Genomic DNA, 21033 nt, shown 5'->3' on the forward strand with positions numbered 1-21033 from the left:
TTACTTTTCTACTTTCAGATTAAACCTAACCACACTTTGGTCATCATTCTGAGGTGTCATCTCTACAACAATGGATTCGCCATGGTGTTCGGCACAACCCTCGATGAGCCCAAGGCATACATGCGACATACATCTTGCACTTTTATAGTCAAAAACAAGCTGTGCTTCTGTTGTCGTGATAAAGCTAAACTCCGGTGGCTCAGCGTCTGGGTAGAGCTTTTTCACTTCAACGTGAATGTAACGCTCAACGTGCTGAATAAATTGGAACGTCGTGTTGCTGTGTTTGAGACTCGCTTTATTAGGAATTGAAGCCAATAGATTCTTAAACACCGATTGGCCAAACACGCGTTGTAAACTGGCTGCGTCAATATCCGTTTTTTTACTGAGGTTCATGATGAGCTTAACGAGATCTTTGTGGTCATAACTACCAACCGACGTATAGACCCCTTCATCTTCCGACATTTCTAGCACTTCTTCCAAAAGCTCTAAACCGAACTTATCTTCAACAAGTTCTAAGAATTCGGTGAATATGATTCCTTTCATTTCATACCTTTTGATCTATTTCTTTTTAGAATGAGCCACTAAGTTGTTGTTATCAAATTCTTAATCAAAAAATATGCGTTTTATTGCTCTTTTTTATGACATTGATAACGCTTACCTGCTCATATGCCCATATTGAATATAGCAAAAACCGAGAATTTGAAACAAAAAGCTGATTCATAAGTGGTTAACTTCCAAGATAGACAGGTTTGATACTCAAACAGACCCGCTGTGTTAACTAATTAGACCCGATTTACACCAAGATTGGCGTTAGCTTAGGGGTTATGCCTATACTTAAAGGCATAATAATCAATATATTGGCATGATATGAACCGAGATAACTTCCTTCAACAGTTCCAACTTAACCCTACCGTTGGCTACCACCCTGAGTCTGTAGAGCGTGTTTCCCACATCAGTGGAGAAGAACTTCGCAAAGCGGCTGTCGTGGTTGGTTTAGTTGAAAGAGAAGATGGTTTACACGTCATTTTTACTAAAAGAGCAGCACACCTTAAGCACCACCCTGGTCAAGTCAGTTTTCCGGGAGGTAAACATGAGCTGTCAGACCCTTCAATGCAATTTACCGCGCTAAGAGAGCTGCACGAAGAAGTCGGAATTCGTTCCGACCAAGTGAAAATTGTCGGCCAACTCCCTGCTTTAAATACCATTAGTAAATTTTCAGTAACACCGATTGTGGCCATGGTCGATCCAAACTATGAAGCCGTCATCGACGAGAACGAAGTTGCCTCGATTTTCGAGGTTCCCGCCACTTATGTTTTAGACCAAGCGAAATTACACAGCCACTTGGTCAACTTTAAGCAAATCAAGCATCGTGTATTTGCCATGCCCTTCGAAGAGCACCTAATTTGGGGTGTTACAGCACAAATCATCCAATCAATGCAGCAGCACGTAGTGCAACAAGTTACATAGAAACTACGTTTTGTTTAATCCCTGTTAACAAATCGCAAGCTTTGTATGGAACAGAATTATTAATGCAATTTTACGCAAACGTTTACCTGCCATAGATCTATACAACTCGCCCTTTAGCATAAAAAAAACTAATGACAGGCATAAACATAAATCATCTGTGGCACGCTATTTTCGTGATCAAAAATCCGTTTTTCGCATATCATGTGACACGCCGTTTCATTACATGATTTAGATCTATTTTTTACAGACGAAAATACTGCAGAATTAGCCCCGACTTATTTCCTGTTCCCAAAAAATGAGTAATTTAACATGAACACAACAACTTCTTCGGCAAATGCCGTTAAAGATTCAAGCAAGTTTAACTATAAAGATTTTACCTGGTGTTTATCACTATTCGGTACAGCAGTTGGTGCTGGCGTACTATTTCTTCCAATCAAAGCTGGTGCGGGTGGTTTTTGGCCATTAGTTATCCTAGCTCTAATCGCGGCACCAATGACTTGGTTCGCACACAAATCTCTAGCTCGTTTCGTTCTGTCAGCTAAAAACCCTGAAGCAGATATTACAGACACAGTTGAAGAACACTTCGGTAAGACTGGCGCAAACATTATTACTTTCGCTTACTTCTTCGCTATCTACCCAATCGTTCTTATCTACGGTGTTGGTATCACGAACACGGTTGATTCTTTCCTAGTAAACCAAATGGGTATGGAATCTATTCCACGTCCTCTCCTTTCTGGTGCACTTATCCTAGCTATGACAGCGGGTGTTGTATTCGGTAAAGATCTAATGCTGAAAGCAACTTCAGCGATGGTTTACCCACTAGTATTCATCCTACTAGCACTTTCTTTCTACCTAGTTCCTGATTGGAACACTTCAATGATGGACGTAAGCCCAGAATGGTCAACAATGCCTTCTATTATCTGGCTTGCAATTCCAATCATCGTATTCTCTTTCAACCACAGCCCAATCATTTCACAGTTCTCTAAAGAGCAACGTCGTGTATACGGTGAAAACGCAGTTAAGAAAACTGACGCTATCACTGGCGGCGCAGCAATGATGCTGATGGGTTTTGTAATGTTCTTCGTATTCTCTGTAGTGCTTTCTCTATCTCCAGAGCAACTAGCAACAGCACAAGCACAGAACATCTCTGTTCTTTCTTACCTAGCAAACGTACATGAGTCTCCACTTATCTCTTACATGGGCCCTCTAGTAGCGTTCGCAGCGATTACTTCAAGCTACTTCGGTCACTTCCTAGGTGCTCACGAAGGTCTTGTTGGTCTAATCAAGTCTCGCTCTGGTTCTTCAGTAAGCACTATCGAAAAAGCATCTCTAGCGTTCATCGTTGTTACCACTTGGATTGTTGCGGTCGTTAACCCAAGCATCCTAGGTATGATTGAAACAATGGGTGCTCCAATGATTGCAGCTATCCTGTTCCTAATGCCTGTATTCGCGATGCAAAAAGTACCAGCAATGGCTAAGTACAAAACTTCAGCACCTGTACAAATCTTTACAGCTTTATGTGGTCTAGCGGCTATTAGTTCTGTAATCTACGGCGCTCTTTAATCTTAAGCACTTTTTATAAGATGACTTCCATCTTATATCGCGAGATTAGACACAAAATATAATGATAATAAATGAGCCTCCCTACTCCCCTTGGGAGGCTCTCTTTTTTGAGGTAATCGCTATGATTAGTGTATTTGATATCTATAAAATCGGTGTTGGTCCATCGAGCTCACACACAGTTGGACCAATGAAAGCGGGTAAAGAATTTATTGATGACCTACGTTCAATGGGAAAATTGCGCGACATCACTAAAATCACCGTGGACGTATATGGATCACTATCACTGACAGGGAAAGGTCACCACACAGATATTGCAATCATCATGGGTCTTGCTGGCAATACTCCTGAGCGTGTTGATATCGATTCTATTGCTGGCTTCATTGCTCGCGTAGAAGAAACTGAACGCCTTCCTGTTGGGATGCACTGTCATACAGTATCGTTCCCACGCGATGGCGGTATGAACTTCCATACTAGCAACCTTTCTCTACATGAGAATGGCATGAGCATTCACGCTTGGGTTGGCGACGAAGTAGCATACTCAAAAACTTACTACTCAATTGGTGGCGGTTTCATCGTTGACGAAGAGAACTTCGGCAAAGAAGAAGAAAACCCAATTAAAGCACCTTACGAATTTACAACAGCTGAAGAGCTGGTTAATCAGTGTAAAGAAAGCGGTCTTTCTATCAGTACACTGGTTATGAAAAACCAAGCGGCTTTCCACTCAGACGAAGAGTCTCGTACTTACTTCGCAAACATCTGGAAAACGATGCGTGAGTGTATGGATCGCGGTATGAATACTGAAGGTATCCTACCTGGCCCACTGCGTGTACCTCGTCGTGCTGCAGCACTTCGCCAACAGCTAATCACTTCAGAAAAAACAACGAACGACCCAATGACGGTTGTTGACTGGGTGAACATGTTTGCTTTCGCAGTAAACGAAGAAAACGCTGCAGGTGGTCGTGTAGTAACGGCTCCAACAAATGGCGCGTGTGGCATCATCCCTGCAGTACTGGCTTACTACGATAAGTTCATCCAAACAGTGACAGAGAAAGATTACATCCGTTACTTCGCGGCTTCTGGCGCGATCGGTGGTCTTTACAAGCGTAACGCTTCTATCTCTGGTGCAGAAGTTGGCTGTCAGGGTGAAGTTGGTGTGGCATGTTCTATGGCTGCTGCTGGTCTTGCTGAGCTTATGGGTGGCAGCCCAGAGCAAGTGTGTATGGCTGCAGAAATCGCTATGGAACACAACCTAGGTCTTACATGTGACCCTGTTGCTGGCCAAGTGCAAGTACCATGTATAGAGCGTAACGGTATTGCTGCGGTAAAAGCAATCAACTCAACTCGTATGGCACTTCGTCGTTCTTCTGCGCCTACTGTTTCTCTAGATAAAGTTATCGAAACCATGCTAGAAACAGGTAAAGACATGAACGCTAAATACCGTGAGACTTCTCAAGGTGGTTTGGCTGTTAAGGTTGTTTGCTAATCAATCTGAATTAACAAGCAAATAATAAAAAGGAACGCCGAGGCGTTCCTTTTTTGTATCTGAAATTTGGCGAGCTATTTAATCAACTCGCCAAATAGCCAGATTAAATCACTTGCGAGATAAGTAAGAAGCAACCAAACAGCAATGAGAAAAGCATCATTGGCTTACCACCTTCCGCGCTGTATCTGTCTTCTGCTACTTTCATAAAGCGTTGCTTATGGACCATTACCAAAGGAACGAACACAGCTAAGAACACTAAGATGATACCTGCGTAGTTCAACACTTGTAGGAACTTGTCTGCTGCAAGCACTGAACCCGCGAGTGGCAGGATGAAGCTAATGCAGTAAGTCACCGCTGTGTTTTGGTTGAACATGTCTTTGTTCTGGTTGAACAATGCCATTGCCACACCAAAGAAAGAGGTCAGTAGGGCTAGACCTGTAAAGGTAGAAAGCACGTTACCTACCCAAGGAGATTGAGCCTCAAACGCCGCCATCAAATCAGAGACATTCTTAAAGCTGCGGAATTGCTCTTCGCTCAGGTTACCGACCACCGCAAACAACCAGCATAAGTAACACACCAATGGGATCAGAGAACCAACAATCACCATATTGCGTAACTGTTTGTCTGTCGCTTCGTGGTTGTAAGACACCAAGGTTGGAATCACGACCATAAAGCCAAAGCTGGTGAACAGAATTGCACTGGTTTTGATTAGGTCAACGTGGTTGTGACTTGTTACCTGCATCAAGTTTTCTTGCGTCATACTTGGCGCCAAAAACGCCATGGTTGCAAACAAGCTTGCTAGCATCACAAAGAACAATGCGCGGTTCAGTTTATCAATAACACCTGTACCACTTGCAACAACAGCACCGGCAAGCAAGGTAAACGTGATTTGGCTAGACGTTGCGGTAATGTCTACACCGAAGTTAGACAGTAACTTGCTCAGCAAGTCACCCGCGCCCAAAATGTAAGCCATTAATAGGCAAATTAACAACGCGTAAAGCAGGCCGTTGGTAAGCAACTGGCCTTGTTTGCCCAAGGTCTTTCGAGCAATAGAGTTCAACCCTAGACCGCCACCGGCTTTGATGGTCGCTTCTAGAAGTAATAGAGCTGCGTAAGTGGTACCGAAACAGATCAGAACCATCAGCAGTGTGCCGTAAAGCAATCCGAATTGAGCTAATACCATTGGGATCGCGAGCATACCAGCACCGAGAGCGGTACCAGCGATAATTAGGGAGCTACCCATCATTTTAATATTCATTATTTTTAACTTATTTGTTTAGTTTTTATAGGTGTGAGTCTTCGTGCATCAAGTGGATGACAAAGGAATTCAGATAGAAATAAAGTTATAAAACGAATAACAATAGGAGCGATAAGCGGTAAAGAAGCGTGCAGAGACGTTGTCGAACAGGGCGTTCAAAGGGGATCTTGTCTTAAAAGAGGTAAAACGAGAAGCGTGAGTAAGCGTTAACTGATGTGGTGAACCTTCCGTAGGTTCAATAATCGGAGATGTAATCTTGAATTTCATGTATGTGTCCAATAATTGATTCACATTCCATAGTATTTGAAGCAGCGTATCCGTTGCCGCCCTACCTCTAGCATTAGAGGTCGTTTCATCTTATCGAATGAGACTCGAAACACAACGCTATAGCCACACTTTTTGCTATTAAATTGAACAAAATAGCTATCTGGATATAAGTTGACCACCAAACCTTCTAATACAATAATTTTCATTGATAAAAGACAAGCTGATAAATACATCTAGCCCATGGAACCCGAGACTCTCTCCTCTAACTAGAATCAAATTCACAACTCAACGTTATATTTTGACATAAGACATAACACAAACTTGCTACATCACAGAAACATAACCACAACTGGAGTGTGGTCACACAATTCACTATACCCCATAGGTAGTAGGGTCTCTTACACGTAAAGTATGCGCGTCATTATAATTAATAAAAACAAACACCTTATGCGCTCAACAATCACTTTTAAAATCCTAGTGGCCCTCGCCATCGTGTTCACTTTTTTGCTCGCGATTTCGACCTATTTTCAATATTCACAGCAAAAACAACTTGTTAATTCAGTGCTGAGTGAACAGCTACACGATAAAGCGAGTAACTATTTCGATAGCCTCAATATGATGATGCTGACTGGCACCATGGCACAGAAAGAAACCCTGCGTCAGAAAGCATTGGCACAAGAAGGTATTGAAGATGTTCGTGTATTACGCGCCGATGCTGTGAGTAAACTCTACGGCCCGGGAAATGACAACCAAACACCCGTTGATGATATTGATAAACGCGCGCTAGCTGGTGAAACCGTCATCGAGCCATTCTCTGCAGATTGGGGCAAAGGCTTAGTGATTGCCCTGCCAATGAAGTCGAGCGAAGACTATCGCGGCACCAATTGCGTAGCATGCCATATGGCTCCAGAAGGTGAAGTGTTGGGCGCTATTCGCTTGGAGTACAACCTTAGCCACGTTAATTCGTTGATCAACACTCAAACCATGGCTGCGATTGGCATTATGGCAGTGATCTCCTTTGCGGGTTTTGTGCTGACGATGGGGCTGATTCGTAAGATCATTGTTCGCCCTCTTCAACAGACTTCTCGTTTTATGACGCAAGTTAGCAGCGACAAGAACCTATCGACCCGCTTACCATCACAAAGCAAAGATGAGATAGGTACACTCGCCAATTCGATTAACTCCTTCATGGGCACAGTTTCTGACAGTTTAGAGAAGGTACAAGATACTTCGCACAAACTGAATGCGTCTGCCAACCAACTGACCAGCGTTGCACAAATTACGGAACAAGCGGCGAGCGATCAGCAACATGAGACAGCGGAAGTACAAAACAATGTTGAAGGGATACAGGCTCAGCAGGTTAATGTAGAACAAGCAACGTTAACCGCATCCGATCTCATCAATCACACCGCCGATGTGGCCTGCAAAAGTGCTAACCAAGCGCATGATGCAAGCAGTGAAATAAAGAACCTAGTGACCAGCATTGAAGAAGTGAAGCACAAGATACACACTCTCAATGAGCAAACTGGAGAAGTCTCTTCAATATTGAGTGTGATTCGTGGCATTGCTGATCAAACCAACCTTCTGGCACTCAATGCAGCCATTGAAGCCGCGCGTGCTGGTGAACAAGGTCGTGGTTTTGCCGTCGTTGCTGATGAAGTCCGTCACCTCGCCTCACGAACGGCAGAAGCAACAGGCAGTATTGAATCGATTATCCATCAGTTCCAGCAAGGCAGTGAAGAGTCATTAACCTCAGCTGATCATGTTTGCGAACAAGCACATCAAAGCTCAAGCGATATCGATGCACTGTCTGTTGAAATGAATGGTGTTGTAGAAGAGATGAAGCAAGTGTTGGCACATGCACAGAACATTCAGCAGCAAACCCAATCCACCACACAGGCAACTAAAGATGTTCAGCAGAAAGTCGAAACCATCACTTCTCACGCTAATAACACATCGCAATCTGCGGCTGAAACCCGTGACATCAGTAATGACTTGGAAGAGCTGTCTGATCATCTTGAATCGCTGATCAATCAATTCACCTTGTCTCAATCAAAGATGAACTCAAAACCGAGCTCGGAGACCATTATCAAATCTTAAGTCGATAGAGTTACTTTACTTTCGACCCACAAAAAAGCGCTCCTTCATGAGCGCTTGGTCTTCTTTAGCTCTCTTTGTTTAAGATTCAATCCCCAACTCGGAATCAAACCAAACAGTAACTAGTGCGTAATTGAAACCGCTGTTAAATCTTTATGCTTATGGTACATCGCATGTTTGAAGATGAGGTTCGCACTCACAGTATCCATTCCAGAGACTTCTACATAAGCCCCCTTATTACGGAATTTGAACACCACCTTATCAAGCGCTTCAACCGAAGTGTTATCGAGGAAAGATGCATCTCTAATATCGATCGTCACCAGCGACGATTGAACAAAAAACCAACCCTCAATGATTTTTCTCGCTTTGATTCGAAATATTTCTTTCCACAAGCAAGAATAAAGGTTGAAGCTCTCTGTATGACAGGTAATATGTTCCATTGATTTAAAAAGTTTATACAACCCAATGTTTCGACTGTTTTTTGTTCAGAATTTAGCGAACTATAAACAATCGGTTGCAAACATTGCGTTGAATTTGTCCCTCAATGGAGAATGAAACCAACATGACTTACGCGCCTGTAACAGACGTACTTGGCGGCAAGCTAGCGGTAGACAGTGAAGTAACTGTTCGCGGCTGGATCCGTTCACGTCGTGATTCCAAAGCTGGAATCTCTTTCCTTGCCATTTATGACGGCTCTTGTTTCGACCCGATTCAGGCCGTGGTCCCTAATAATCTTAATAATTACGAAAACGAAGTACTAAAGCTAACCACTGGCTGCTCTGTTGAAGTAACTGGCAAGATTGTTGAGTCTCCTGCAAAAGGTCAAGATTTCGAACTAGCAGCAACTGACGTTAAAGTTGTTGGCTGGGTTGAAGACGCTGACACTTACCCAATGGCTAAGACACGTCACTCTATCGAATACCTTCGTGAAGTTGCTCACCTACGCCCACGTACTAACGTGATCGGCGCAGTAGCACGTGTACGTAACTGTCTATCGCAAGCGATTCATCGTTTCTACCACGAGCAAGGTTTCTTCTGGACTTCGGCTCCACTTATTACTGCTTCTGATGCTGAAGGCGCAGGTGAAATGTTCCGCGTATCTACGCTAGACATGGAAAACCTACCTCGCACTGACGAAGGCAAAGTTGATTTCAACGAAGATTTCTTCGGCAAAGAGACTTTCCTAACAGTATCTGGCCAACTTAACGCTGAAGCTTACGCTTGTGCACTAAGCAAAGTTTACACATTCGGTCCTACGTTCCGTGCTGAAAACTCAAACACAAGCCGCCACCTAGCTGAGTTCTGGATGGTTGAGCCTGAAGTTGCGTTTGCAGACCTTAACGATGTAGCAAAACTAGCTGAAGACATGCTTAAGTACGTTTTCGCTGCTGTTCTTGAAGAGCGCCGCGACGACCTTGAGTTCTTCGCTTCTCGCATCGACAAGCAAGCAATCACTCGTCTAGAGCAATTCGTAGACGCTGATTTCGCACAAGTTGACTACACTGACGCAATCCAAATCCTACTAGACTCTGGTAAGAAATTTGAGTTTGACGTTGAGTGGGGTATCGACATGTCTTCTGAGCATGAGCGTTACCTAGCTGAAGAGCACTTTAAAGCTCCTGTTATCGTTAAGAACTACCCGAAAGACATCAAAGCTTTCTACATGCGCTTAAACGATGACGGCAAAACAGTTGCAGCTATGGACGTACTTGCACCAGGCATCGGTGAAATCATCGGTGGTGCACAACGTGAAGAGCGTCTAGACATTCTAGACGAGCGCATGGTTGCTATGGGTATCGACCCTGAGCACATGAGCTGGTACCGCGACCTACGTAAATACGGCACAGTGCCACACGCAGGCTTCGGTCTTGGCTTCGAGCGTCTAGTATCTTACGTAACTGGTATGGGCAACGTTCGTGACGTTATCCCGTTCCCACGTACACCACGCTCTGCAAACTTCTAATTCGATACTTAATCGCAATTAAAAGTTAAGAACAAATAAAAACCTCCGCACTTGCGGAGGTTTTTTTATATTCGGGATAAGTTAAACGATTAAGGCTAACGGTATAACGCTGACAAAAACTAGCTATTCAGAGCTTAATTGGCATTTCAGTGCTTAGTCGATATAGCAAAGCTCAATCAACATCTTGAGCGCTAGCGTACTTTATCGCGAGACCGCAAATTGCCATCATTACAAATGGGATTGCTGCGGTTGTATATTCTGCCCAAGCCATATCAGCGAAAGCTTTTGCGAGTAGTACGTGGCCGAGGATAAGCAGAAGAGCACACACAATAGCAACGATGATTAGCTTAACTTCGTTTCCCATGGTCATTTTCAGCATAACGGTATCTCCAATATTTAGTCTACCGTCATTGAATCACAACTCTCTGCTCTATAAGGCGTACAGTTACGCCACAAACAACCCGTACAGTTGCAATCATTTTCTGTTTTATGAGCGACTTAAGGTTTTACGAGTGCGTAAGTTGATGTGCAAGCTTGCCTAGTAAGATCAGGGCTTGCTCTTTCTCTTCGGTAAGCTCGTAAGAGAAGTTCAACCGAATCGCGTTGTCTACCCTGCCCTGCTCACTAAACAAGTCTCCCGATGCAACACTAATACCTTGGGCAATCGCTAACTGATGGAATTGCTGGCTGTCGAATTTTTCAGAGAAACGAACCCAAACGAAATATCCACCAGCAGGCTCTTCAATCTCGATGGGATGCGGGAAGTACTGTTTAATCACACCAATAAAGCGCTCTTTTCTGATCAACAGGTTTTTACGCAGTTTACGAAGGTGATTATCGTAGCTTTCATGAATGAGAAAGTGCGCAACCCCGAGCTGGACAGGCGCACTGCTTGATAGCGTAGAAAGAAGCTGAAGCTTTTGAATAGCATCGTTGAAACGTGTGTTCACCACCCAACCGACACGATAACCGGGGCAAAGGCTTTTTGAGTATGATCCACAAAGTAATACAGAGTCGGTTTTATCAAAGGCCTTTAATGGCTTGGGTTTATGCCCTTCGTAATAAAGGTCACCATACACGTCATCTTCAATAATGCAGGTATTATACTGCTCGGCAATTTCAACAACGCGGCGCTTTGCTTCTTCCGTAAGGCTGGTTCCCGTCGGGTTTTGAAAAGTCGTCATGAGCCAACACGCTTTCACATCTTGTGTTTTTAAGGCACTTTCAAACTGTTCGATATTCAGTCCGTTAATAGGGCAAACATCCACTTCAATAGGATTTAGTCCTAACCTCTCAACAGCCTGCAAAGCTCCATAGAACGCAGGTGACTCAATCACCACATTGTCTCCTGACTTAGTGACAGTTTGTAGACTCAAGTTCAGCGCTTCCATCGCGCCTGACGTGATCACGATGTCTTGATGATTAACCGTAATCCCTTGTTGTAGATAACGCTGTGCTATCTGCCTTCTTAAAGATTCACTTCCCGGTGGCAGATTATTAATCACACTGGCACCCGTCATCTTCCTGCCAGCACTGGCTAGATTACGAGTCAAAGTAGGTAAAGGGAACAAGTCTGGATCTGGAAACGCCGAACCAAAAGGAATCACACCCTCAGCAGAGCTAGATTTCAAGAAGTCGAATAAGCGATCGTTGATGGCTTTCTTTTCAGGCGCTGATGGCAGATCGTAATCAACACCATCCACTCTTGGCGCCACGAAATACCCCGACTGAGGTTTAGCGATGATCCAACCTTCGCTTTCAAGCAGTTGGTAGGCTTGTAAGACAGTACTATTGCTGACGTTGTAATTGCGACAACTCATGCGTACAGAAGGGATCTTCTCTCCTGAACGCCATGTGTTATTAGCGATCTGAGTTCGAATATCCTTTGCAAGCTCTTCATAACGCGCCATCTAATTGTACTACCTAGGGAAATTTTGTTAGCCGGAGATTTTATCACTAACGCCATCAACTATTGCTGCTATCCATATGATTGCACCTAATTTCTATAATTATGTGAATTGGTTCACAGATAACTTTGTAAGCTTTGCTAAGTTTGTACCCAAGGCAGGAGCTAAGTTGGCTTTCTGCCTCAATAATTTGATGTAATCCAAAAACATGCGAGATAACAATGAAAAAAATAGAAGCAGACCAATTAAGTTATAAAGGAGAGTCAAACGGTGTTCATAGTTGGACAACACCGAGCGGCCAACCATACTACTGGCATCCAGACTGGCTTCACATTGCGGAAGACGCAACGGGCTCACATCCAAAACAGAAACTCGATGTAGACCAAGACCAAGCACCAACAGAAAAGCACGCGGTGTCTGCAATTCTAAAACACGTTAACCAATGGGCAGCTGACAAACTGGCATCGCACCCTGAGATTGAAACTGGCTCAATTGAAGCTGAAATTAATCTGAAAAAGTGATTCGGTGTACTGGTTTTCGCAAGGTTAACTACTCGTGATTCCAGTAAGCACATCGACGGAATAGCCTTGTATCTCAACCGAGGCTATTCAAACCTCTTCATAATAACGCTGTAATAATCCCCACCTAGCTAACAAATCCCTAACACAAACCACTTTCTTGTATCAATCCACGAAAGCTATCGATAGAATTTCCGGTCTTATTTACGTCAGTTATACAAATTGTATGTAATTCAACAAATCGTGAATCAGTAAAGTTGTATGGATCTATAAATTTGCATGAATCTATACAAGTTATGTAGATCTAAAAAACAAATTTTTGAACCTGAGAATAAAGGCTTATTGATGGATAATTCGAACTACAATCAATCGCTAACGACTAAGTTATATCTCATTGCTGGTGTGCTATTTGGGACTTATGGCAGTAGAGTATGTCCTATGCTGGAAAGCTTAACGACGTTAGAGATTTTTACTCAAGTTAGTATTGTCTTCGTCTTACTTTGGCTAGTCCGTCACTACCTATTAGCGCAACACACTTTAGTCAAACAAGGTCGGTTTGCTCAGCTTGAGACCTTATTGTTTTTTGCTGCAAGTGTCCCTTTCGCGCTCTATTACAACCTAAGCTACGAATTCACCATTGATAGTAATTTGAAAGTACTGTTCGGCATGAGCTTATTTGGTTTCTTTACTGGAACGATTCTTCAACTCAACGCCAAGCTCAATCAAATGGATAAGATGGAAGCGACAGGGCAGTTTGATTTCCAACTGATTGGCGAAAGAAGCTCTCTGATAAAACAGATGATTGGCTTGGTGATGGTGCTTTTAGTGACACTCACAACCATGCTCACAATGATTGCCGTTAAAGATATTTTCTGGCTCGAGCACAACCCCGATCGCTTGCTTGATGGGACAGGCAAGATCAGTGTGATTAAAGAGTTTATTTATCTTGCGTTAGTTCTGGGTGGATACGCAATCACCATAATGACACTGTGGAGCAAGCTGATTAAACGCATTCTACTTAGCCAAGAGTGCGCATTAAACAAGGTGACCAATGGCGAGCAAGGTGTTCGCTTACCTATTTTCGGTTACAACGAGCTTGGTTCAATGGTCTCAATGACCAACACCATGCTTGATAGCCTAGAGACGGCGCAAAACGAAGTGAAAACCACACGCGACGTTGCGATTGTCAGTCTATCTGCGCTTGCCGAATCGAGAGATAATGAAACAGGCGCACACATCCTTAGAACTCAAGAGTACGTTAAGGTACTCGCTCAGGAGCTTAGCAAATCTGAAAGACACTCTGCCTTGTTAACTCCAAACTATATCGAATTGCTTTATAAGTCTGCACCACTGCATGATGTCGGTAAGGTTGGTGTGCCTGATAGCGTGCTATTAAAACCAGGAAAATTGACTGACGAAGAGTTTGAAATAATGAAAGGTCACCCTGCGATTGGCGCAGAAGCCTTATCTATTGCAGAGAAGCAACTAGGAAGCAGCTCTTTCTTGAGAGTCGCAAAAGAGATTTCCCTGACTCACCATGAGAAATGGAATGGCAGTGGCTATCCAAATCAGCTGTCTGGTGAAGATATTCCACTATCGGGTCGTTTAATGGCATTAGCCGATGTTTATGATGCACTCATTTCGAAGCGCGTCTACAAACCAGCCTTTACTCATGAGCAAGCTAAACAGATCATTTTAGAGGGCAATGGGACGCATTTTGATCCGCAAGTTGTCCAAGCTTTTCTGGCTGTAGAACAAGCATTTGTTTCGATTGCTGCGACTTATCAAGATGTGCAATAGAGTAAAAGTGGCGCTTCTAGCGCCACTTTTATTTAACAAGTTATAAAGTTATTGTTCTAATAACAGTTTCACCATTAAGGTCTAACGTCAATTTAATAACATCACCCGCTTGAAGTGGAATACCCAAGTAAGCGACGTAAGAGAATTTCACTGACGTTTGCAGAGATGAATAAATCCCAGCAATGTTTATCGCGTCAGTCAATTCAAAGAATGCACCGCCGGTTTCTTGGGCAATGACTGACAAATCAACAGTATTCGCACCACTACCGACCGAAATAGCATTCACAGGAATCGAGTTTTGTAATGCTGCAGCAACAACTCCATCACGGTCCGCAAATGAACTATTCCCATCCGTCATTACGAATATGCGTTTGAGCGTGTTGCTTCTAGCTGAAGCTAATGTAACAGAATCATTGATAGCGCCCTCTAATTGAGTACCACCACTCCATCTGTAGTCATCATTAAGAGAAGATACAGAATCAGTACGATCGGCATGTTTTTCATCGTACCGATAAAAATTATTCCATAGTGGTGAGAACGCGTTATACATATCTACAGAAAAATGTAAGTCCGCTTTACTCGTAACGAAGCCAGAATCTGAGTAATTATAGGTGACATTGGCACTGTCACTGTCAGTCATTGAGTAGTTAGCCAAAAGTGTGTTATCGATCAACTCTACGTTGCTATCAAAAGGTACAACGGCTACCTCGTCTGCGTCTGCTTTTTCACTGATAAATTGATGTGCTGCCGATGCTGTTAACTGAAGTAACGTTACAGGATTGCCATTGCCATCAATAATCGCGACCGGCGGATCGACGCTTTCATCGAATTCATTGGCAAACATAGAGCCACTCGCATCCAATGCGAGAACATTTGAAGTGGACACTGCAAGCTGTTCAGAAGTGTTCAACGACAAAAAATTTACCGGAAAATCATTGATTTCTAATAGGAAAGCATCTTTAGACAACTGAATGACCGCATTATTGGTTACAGAATCTGTTATGGAAAAAATAAATTCACTGCCACCAGCCTTTTGCATCGCACTGATGACATAAGTTGCATTGGAAGGGATAGTCGAAGCCACAACACTTGTATTTGGAGTAGTCCCTGATTGCTGGAAGTTTGCGGCATTCGCTTTCAGCGCCTTATAACCATCTGCTGTCGCTGCAATGACATATCCTTCGGTGTCAGCGCTATCAACAGGAACTTCGATGACAAAAGAGCCACAGCTATCTGTTGTCGTTGTATCACCAACTTGACCACTAACAGAGTCTTCAATAGCAACGGTCGCACTCGACATTGGTAGGTAACCAGTCGGTACATTGGTGCACTCAGCACTGTAACTTGATATGTTTAGATTTCTGTTAAGGGCCCTTGCACTTCTAATCTCTGTAGATTCAGGTACGAGCAACGTACCTGCAAAAGTGGTTGTATCAGTGGTTGTATCAGTGGTGCTTGACGACTCCGTTGATATCGTATCACTATCACTCCAACACCCTCCAATCAGTGCTGCTGATACAAGTAATGTACCTATCCTCAATTTAAAGCTCATCCTCTACTCCTTGATTAATATACCCATAGCTAAATTCATCGCTTGTTAATTCTTTAGTTAAATATAATTTGGTTAAAAAATCATTTCTGAACCCACATCACACGACCGATTACTTGATATATTACCAGTTGCATATCAATTTTGTGATTAGCTTAACATTACATACTCAACAAATTTACTGTGTAATTCCAAGGCCGCTAGAAAAAGAAACTTAAATTTTTATCTCTTTCAGCCGTCTACTCAGAAATATCGTCCATTTATCTAAATTTACTCTCCATTTACAGTTGTACCGAGTCACGTTGAAAGGTATAAATACTGGAGTTATTATTCCCTCCCTCTCAATTGACATGGATGAAGATTATGTTTGAAAAAGTGTTAGCTGCTCCCGCCGATCCTATCCTCGGCCTTACTGAAGAGTTTAAAAAAGACTCTCGTGCAGAGAAAATCAACCTTGGTGTTGGCATCTACAAAAATGAAGATGGTCAAACGCCAGTACTTAAAACAGTAAAGAAAGCAGAAGCTGCACTTCTTGAAAACGAAAAAACTAAATCTTACCTAACGATTGAAGGTACTGCTGAATACGGTCTAGCGGTTCAGAAATTGCTTTTCGGTTCAGATGCAGAGATCGTAACGTCTCAACGCGCTAAAACAGCACAGGCTCCAGGTGGTACAGGTGCACTTCGCGTAGCAGGTGAATTCATCAAGCGCCAACTGGGCGACGTGAAAATCTGGATCAGTAACCCAACTTGGGCTAACCACAACGGCGTTTTCGCTGCTGCAGGTATCGAAACAGCTCAATACAGCTACTACAACGCTGAAACAAAAGACAAAGACTTCGCAGGCATGGTTGCTGACCTAGAGAAAGCTTCTGCAGGCGATATCGTTCTTCTTCACGGTTGCTGTCATAACCCAACAGGTATCGACCCAACAGCTGAAGAATGGGAAGTACTGGCTAAGCTTGTTGCTGAGAAGAAACTGCTTCCTCTATTCGACTTTGCTTACCAAGGTTTTGCAAAAGGCGTTGAAGAAGATGCTGCTGGCCTACGTGTATTTGCTAAGTACAACAAAGAAATCCTAGTAGCGAGCTCATTCTCTAAGAACTTCGGCTTGTACAACGAGCGTGTTGGTGCATTCACACTGGTTGCTGAATCTGCAGACGTAGCAACAACAGCATTCTCTCAAGTTAAGAGCATCATCCGCTCTATCTACTCTAACCCACCAGCGCACGGTAGTGCTGTAGTAACTCACATCCTTGGCGATGCTGATCTACGTGCTGAATGGGAAGCAGAAGTAGCAGAGATGCGTGACCGTATCCAAGAGATGCGTGAGCTATTCGTAACAACACTGAAATCTGAAGGTGTTGATGCAGATTTCACATTCATCGAACGTCAAAATGGCATGTTCTCTTTCTCTGGCCTAAGCAAAGAGCAAGTAACTCGTCTGAAAGATGAATTCTCTATTTACATTGTTGGCTCTGGTCGCATCAGCGTTGCGGGCATGACTAAGTCAAACATGGGTCCTCTATGTAAAGGTATCGCTGCGGTTCTTTAATCGTAAAGTGAAACCTGTATTTGCAGAGCAGAAACCTGCACTTGCAGACCAATAGATATGCAAAAGCCAGCGATTAAGCTGGCTTTTTTGTGTCTCGACTTTCAGTTTTAGATACTTTGTAAGTTAATATTCTAAGAAAAACTCCACGCCCAGCTCATTGGTTCGTTCGCTACGAATCTTACCTTCTCCATCTCGATGTTGGTACGAGCCACCAATCGCAAACTTGTTGGTCACGAGATAACGTAAACCTAAGTGATAAATCTCTTCGTCGAACAAATCACTTCGATTCACTTGCACACTACTGTTGGCAATCCAACGTTTCGCAAAACCATAGTTAAGCTCAGCTTTTACCCCTTGGATGAACTCAGTATCTGAAGATTCAGTTCGGTTGGTGTCATTATCTTCAACCTTAACTTTAGTGATACCAAGCAGGTAGTAAGCCACTATATCTAAATCTTTCTTGATGCTGTAACGGTAACCAACACCCGGCATAAGTGTATCAATTCGAGTCGTGGTGTCATCAGGATGAATGAAGCGTGCACTGTAGTCGCCCAGCAACAACCAATCATCCGTCATCGCGTAACTGACGCCTAATCCATACGACGAGGCATTGTTATTACTGCCTGCATCTTCATTTAAACTGCCCGAATGCGCTGTGGCATAAACGTGGTCATAATCAAGAATATCCACTGCGTTAGTGTCCGCCCACAAACTTGGAGAAAACGCTAAAACCGCAGATACAAAACTAAGCTTCCACTTCGACATTCCTATCATCCTTAAACTGTCACTCCATTAATTGAAAGGTTAGTCTATCCCTAAGACTTTAAAAAGGTTTTAGCTCACAGATTGATTTGTGACGGCAAATTATTATCAAATGTTGTACCATGAAATCATACAAACTAATGGATGATCATTATGGATGCTGAGTTATTAGAGATTCAAAACTTTCTGGCACAATACCCCCCTTTCACAGAACTCCCTGAGGAGATGTTGGCGAAAGTGACCAGTAGCGTGGAAATTTCTTATTACCGCCAAGACACACCTATCATTCACTTTGGTGATCAAATTCATGATCTCTATATGGTTCGAAGCGGCGAAGTAGAAGTCTACCGTCGTAAAGGCGAACTCTATAACCGCCTGGATGAAGGCCACTTATTCGGCCAAATGGGTCTACTGACCAACAACAAGGTTCGTTTCCCAGTAAAAGCGACCGAAGATACCCTGCTCTACTGCATTCCTGAACCAATTTTCCAAGAACTCTACGACAACTACGACTCCTTTGCCGATTTTGTAGAAGTAGAAGATAACGCTCGTCTGCGTCAAGCAAACTCAAGTAATAACGATGCCAACGATCTCACGACATCCAAGGTAAAAACGCTGCTGACTAGCGAAGCGCCGATGATCGAGAAGACTCGTACGATTCAACAAGCCGCGACCATGATGGCCGAAGACAACGTATCTTCTTTGCTGATCATTGACCCAGAAATCGTTGAAGATGACGAAGATGACTCAACACCCGTAATCGGCATCATCACCGACCGAGATTTATGTACTCGTGTACTTGCTGAAGGCTTAAACCCGTCGGATGAAGTCTCTAGCGTAATGACACCAGAGGTTATCTCACTCGACCACAATGCTTATGTTTACGAAGCCATGATGACCATGCTTCGTTACAACGTGCATCACTTGCCAGTGCTTAAAGATAAGAAGCCAATCGGTATTATCGAGGCGACAGACATCGTCCGTTATGAGTCTCAAAACTCACTGTTACTGGTAAGTAGTATCTTCCAACAGCAAAGCATTGAAGACCTGAAAGTGCTTTCCGAGCAAGTGAAAGACAGCTTTGTACGTTTGGTTAACGAAGATGCCAATGCTCACATGGTGGGAACCGCAATGTCGGTAATTGGTCGCAGCTTTAAACAGCGTATTATCGAGTTGGGTGAAGAGAAGTTAGGTAAGTCACCAATTCCATACTGTTTCCTTGCGTTAGGTTCGATGGGACGTGATGAGCAATTACTGGTCACCGACCAAGATAACGCCATCATTCTTGATGACACATACGACGAAGCGAAACACGGTAAGTACTTTGAAGAGCTTTCAAAGTTCATTTGTGACGGCTTAGATCAGTGTGGTTATGTCTACTGTACTGGTGACATCATGGCAACCAACCCAACTTGGCGTATGACACGTCGACAGTGGGAAGAGTGCTTTGCCGATTGGATTGATGATCCAAACCCGAAAGCCTTGTTGAACGCTTCTATCTTCTTTGACTTAGATGGTGTTTATGGCCGCTTAAAATGGGCTGAGCAATTGAACAGCTTTATTGTAAGACGTGCACGTAAGAACAACCGCTTCCTAGCGTGTCTTGCCCGTAACGCGCTCAACCGCACTCCACCACTGGGATTCTTCAAAGATTTCGTGATGGAGAAAGATGGCCGTCATAACAACTCGATCAACCTTAAGCGTCGCGGAACTGCACCGCTAGCCGATCTGATTCGTGTTCACTCTTTGGCGGTGGCTTCTCGTTCGAAGAACTCATTCGAGCGTTTGGATGACATTATAGACGCGGGTATTCTTCCAAAAGGCAGAGCGCAAGATCTGAAAGACGCCATGGAATTCATCTCCTTGGTTCGTATTCGTCACCAAGCGCACGACGTTGATAACAATGTCGAGCCTGATAACAATATCGAACCGGAGAACTTGTCTGACTTCGAGCGACGTAACCTGAAGGATGCATTCCAGATTTTAAGTAATGCACAGAACTTCCTTAAGTTCCGTTACCAAGCTAGCAACAAGTTTAAGTAGGGCCTATGAACAAACTATTTAGATCACCTGCGGTTGACTGGCCATTTAAATTTGCTCAAAAGCTTGAGCGTGCGAGAGACGAACGCTTAAAGCATTTTTATAGCCAGCCTCTTCCTGCGCCTGATACGCCAATTTCAGAAGTAACCTTTTTGGCTGTCGACTTTGAAACAACGGGGTTAAACCCAAACAAAGACGGCATCATTACCATTGGCCTAGTGCCGTTTACGCTCAATCGCATCTACTTACGACAAGCGAAACACTGGACTCTGAGGCCAAAGCAGAAGTTGGAAGAAGAGTCCGTGGTGATTCATGGCATTACTCACAATGACATTATTGATGCGCCCGATCTTAGTGAAGTGTTAGACGAGATTCTTGAGTCTATGGCGGGACATATCCCAGTCGTTCACTATCGTCGCATTGAGCGTGACTTCTTAGATAACGCTCTGAAGGTACGACTTGGCGAAGGAATTGAATTTCCAGTACTCGACACATTAGAGATTGAATCTCAAATCCAGAACAAACTGGCGGGCGGATTGTGGAACAAACTGAAAGGTAAGAAGCCCGCGTCTGTAAGGCTTGGTCAGAGTCGTCGTCGGTACCACCTACCCGACTACACACCGCATCACGCACTAACCGATGCTATTGCGACTGCAGAGCTACTCCAAGCGCAGATCGCTCATCACTTTGACTCTGAGATGCCGTTGAAGAGTTTCTGGCTCTAATTGAGTTAGGTAAGCTAGACATCAGTGACCAAAACACAAAGCCCACTAACTTCCATTAGTTGGCTTTTTTATTATTTATC

At 43.6% G+C, this 21033-nt stretch carries 16 protein-coding genes and 1 pseudogene; 10 read left to right on the forward strand and 7 right to left on the reverse strand.

The window, feature by feature from the left end; genetic code table 11:
* Nucleotides 1-543, reverse strand: a complete 543-nt coding sequence (locus L1D22_RS09195; RefSeq protein ID WP_239829524.1) for a heme NO-binding domain-containing protein — start codon at nucleotides 541-543, stop codon at nucleotides 1-3.
* 324 nt (nucleotides 544-867) lie between these two features.
* Here L1D22_RS09195 and L1D22_RS09200 point away from each other — a divergent pair, with 324 nt between their 5' ends.
* The 3 genes from L1D22_RS09200 (at nucleotide 868) to L1D22_RS09210 (ending at nucleotide 4513) form a co-directional block, all read left to right on the forward strand.
* On the forward strand, nucleotides 868-1467 hold the full coding sequence (locus tag L1D22_RS09200) for a CoA pyrophosphatase (protein WP_239829526.1): 600 nt from the start codon (nucleotides 868-870) through the stop codon (nucleotides 1465-1467).
* Nucleotides 1468-1776: 309 nt separating this feature from the next.
* Entirely contained in the window at nucleotides 1777-3030 is a 1254-nt protein-coding gene (locus L1D22_RS09205; RefSeq protein WP_176681505.1) for an aromatic amino acid transport family protein, read from the forward strand.
* A 121-nt stretch (nucleotides 3031-3151) separates the two neighbouring features.
* On the forward strand, nucleotides 3152-4513 hold the full coding sequence (locus tag L1D22_RS09210; protein ID WP_239829527.1) for an L-serine ammonia-lyase: 1362 nt from the start codon (nucleotides 3152-3154) through the stop codon (nucleotides 4511-4513).
* A gap of 103 nt (nucleotides 4514-4616) precedes the next feature.
* Here L1D22_RS09210 and L1D22_RS09215 read toward each other — a convergent pair whose 3' ends face one another.
* On the reverse strand, nucleotides 4617-5759 hold the full coding sequence (locus L1D22_RS09215; protein WP_239829556.1) for an aromatic amino acid transport family protein: 1143 nt from the start codon (nucleotides 5757-5759) through the stop codon (nucleotides 4617-4619).
* A 726-nt stretch (nucleotides 5760-6485) separates the two neighbouring features.
* Between L1D22_RS09215 and L1D22_RS09220 the strand changes: the two genes are divergently transcribed.
* Complete coding sequence (locus tag L1D22_RS09220) at nucleotides 6486-8138, forward strand: methyl-accepting chemotaxis protein (protein ID WP_239829528.1); 1653 nt, start codon at nucleotides 6486-6488, stop codon at nucleotides 8136-8138.
* A gap of 119 nt (nucleotides 8139-8257) precedes the next feature.
* On the opposite strand, the pseudogene L1D22_RS09225 reads toward L1D22_RS09220, so the two are convergent.
* A pseudogene (locus tag L1D22_RS09225) lies at nucleotides 8258-8464 on the reverse strand (sodium-independent anion transporter); the annotation flags it as partial.
* Between the two features lie 233 nt (nucleotides 8465-8697).
* Here L1D22_RS09225 and asnS point away from each other — a divergent pair.
* Nucleotides 8698-10098, forward strand: a complete 1401-nt coding sequence (asnS, locus tag L1D22_RS09230) for an asparagine--tRNA ligase (protein WP_176681509.1) — start codon at nucleotides 8698-8700, stop codon at nucleotides 10096-10098.
* Between the two features lie 172 nt (nucleotides 10099-10270).
* Here asnS and L1D22_RS09235 read toward each other — a convergent pair whose 3' ends face one another.
* Nucleotides 10271-10477, reverse strand: coding sequence for a hypothetical protein (locus tag L1D22_RS09235; protein WP_176681510.1), 207 nt, complete (start codon nucleotides 10475-10477; stop codon nucleotides 10271-10273).
* Nucleotides 10478-10604: 127 nt separating this feature from the next.
* Nucleotides 10605-12008: a PLP-dependent aminotransferase family protein gene (locus tag L1D22_RS09240; RefSeq protein WP_239829529.1), complete on the reverse strand. Its 1404-nt coding sequence runs from the start codon at nucleotides 12006-12008 to the stop codon at nucleotides 10605-10607.
* Between the two features lie 218 nt (nucleotides 12009-12226).
* Between L1D22_RS09240 and L1D22_RS09245 the strand changes: the two genes are divergently transcribed.
* Together L1D22_RS09245 and L1D22_RS09250 are read left to right on the forward strand one after the other, a co-directional pair.
* Entirely contained in the window at nucleotides 12227-12526 is a 300-nt protein-coding gene (locus tag L1D22_RS09245) for a hypothetical protein (protein WP_239829530.1), read from the forward strand.
* 342 nt (nucleotides 12527-12868) lie between these two features.
* The gene (locus L1D22_RS09250) at nucleotides 12869-14323 is read left to right on the forward strand and encodes an HD domain-containing phosphohydrolase (RefSeq protein WP_239829531.1); all 1455 of its coding nucleotides are present in this window, start codon (nucleotides 12869-12871) and stop codon (nucleotides 14321-14323) included.
* A gap of 40 nt (nucleotides 14324-14363) precedes the next feature.
* Here L1D22_RS09250 and L1D22_RS09255 read toward each other — a convergent pair whose 3' ends face one another.
* Nucleotides 14364-15875 carry a vWA domain-containing protein gene (locus L1D22_RS09255; protein ID WP_239829532.1) on the reverse strand — a complete coding sequence of 504 codons (1512 nt, stop codon included), beginning with the start codon at nucleotides 15873-15875 and terminating at the stop codon, nucleotides 14364-14366.
* Nucleotides 15876-16235: 360 nt separating this feature from the next.
* Between L1D22_RS09255 and L1D22_RS09260 the strand changes: the two genes are divergently transcribed.
* Nucleotides 16236-17426 carry an amino acid aminotransferase gene (locus L1D22_RS09260; RefSeq protein ID WP_239829533.1) on the forward strand — a complete coding sequence of 397 codons (1191 nt, stop codon included), beginning with the start codon at nucleotides 16236-16238 and terminating at the stop codon, nucleotides 17424-17426.
* 123 nt (nucleotides 17427-17549) lie between these two features.
* On the opposite strand, the gene L1D22_RS09265 is transcribed toward L1D22_RS09260, so the two are convergent.
* Nucleotides 17550-18191 carry an outer membrane beta-barrel protein gene (locus L1D22_RS09265; RefSeq protein ID WP_239829534.1) on the reverse strand — a complete coding sequence of 214 codons (642 nt, stop codon included), beginning with the start codon at nucleotides 18189-18191 and terminating at the stop codon, nucleotides 17550-17552.
* A 150-nt stretch (nucleotides 18192-18341) separates the two neighbouring features.
* On the opposite strand from L1D22_RS09265, the gene L1D22_RS09270 reads away from it, so the two are divergent.
* Both L1D22_RS09270 and L1D22_RS09275 read left to right on the forward strand, forming a co-directional pair.
* Nucleotides 18342-20231, forward strand: coding sequence for a DUF294 nucleotidyltransferase-like domain-containing protein (locus tag L1D22_RS09270; protein WP_239829535.1), 1890 nt, complete (start codon nucleotides 18342-18344; stop codon nucleotides 20229-20231).
* Between the two features lie 5 nt (nucleotides 20232-20236).
* Entirely contained in the window at nucleotides 20237-20953 is a 717-nt protein-coding gene (locus L1D22_RS09275; RefSeq protein WP_176681517.1) for a 3'-5' exonuclease, read from the forward strand.
* The last annotated feature ends 80 nt before the right edge of the window (nucleotides 20954-21033 follow it).

Origin of the sequence: Vibrio sp. Isolate34, assembly GCF_022397915.1 — a bacterium.
Lineage (GTDB): Bacteria > Pseudomonadota > Gammaproteobacteria > Enterobacterales > Vibrionaceae > Vibrio.

Coding starts and splice junctions, on each gene's coding strand:
- L1D22_RS09265 (WP_239829534.1), bottom strand. CDS start 18,191: ATGTCGAAGTGGAAGCTTAGTTTTGTATCTGCGGTTTTAGCGTTTTCT.
- L1D22_RS09215 (WP_239829556.1), bottom strand. CDS start 5,759: ATGATGGGTAGCTCCCTAATTATCGCTGGTACCGCTCTCGGTGCTGGT.
- L1D22_RS09270 (WP_239829535.1), top strand. CDS start 18,342: ATGGATGCTGAGTTATTAGAGATTCAAAACTTTCTGGCACAATACCCC.
- L1D22_RS09200 (WP_239829526.1), top strand. CDS start 868: ATGAACCGAGATAACTTCCTTCAACAGTTCCAACTTAACCCTACCGTT.
- L1D22_RS09275 (WP_176681517.1), top strand. CDS start 20,237: ATGAACAAACTATTTAGATCACCTGCGGTTGACTGGCCATTTAAATTT.
- L1D22_RS09240 (WP_239829529.1), bottom strand. CDS start 12,008: ATGGCGCGTTATGAAGAGCTTGCAAAGGATATTCGAACTCAGATCGCT.
- L1D22_RS09235 (WP_176681510.1), bottom strand. CDS start 10,477: ATGCTGAAAATGACCATGGGAAACGAAGTTAAGCTAATCATCGTTGCT.
- L1D22_RS09255 (WP_239829532.1), bottom strand. CDS start 15,875: ATGAGCTTTAAATTGAGGATAGGTACATTACTTGTATCAGCAGCACTG.
- L1D22_RS09210 (WP_239829527.1), top strand. CDS start 3,152: ATGATTAGTGTATTTGATATCTATAAAATCGGTGTTGGTCCATCGAGC.
- asnS (WP_176681509.1), top strand. CDS start 8,698: ATGACTTACGCGCCTGTAACAGACGTACTTGGCGGCAAGCTAGCGGTA.
- L1D22_RS09245 (WP_239829530.1), top strand. CDS start 12,227: ATGAAAAAAATAGAAGCAGACCAATTAAGTTATAAAGGAGAGTCAAAC.
- L1D22_RS09195 (WP_239829524.1), bottom strand. CDS start 543: ATGAAAGGAATCATATTCACCGAATTCTTAGAACTTGTTGAAGATAAG.
- L1D22_RS09250 (WP_239829531.1), top strand. CDS start 12,869: ATGGATAATTCGAACTACAATCAATCGCTAACGACTAAGTTATATCTC.
- L1D22_RS09205 (WP_176681505.1), top strand. CDS start 1,777: ATGAACACAACAACTTCTTCGGCAAATGCCGTTAAAGATTCAAGCAAG.
- L1D22_RS09220 (WP_239829528.1), top strand. CDS start 6,486: ATGCGCTCAACAATCACTTTTAAAATCCTAGTGGCCCTCGCCATCGTG.
- L1D22_RS09260 (WP_239829533.1), top strand. CDS start 16,236: ATGTTTGAAAAAGTGTTAGCTGCTCCCGCCGATCCTATCCTCGGCCTT.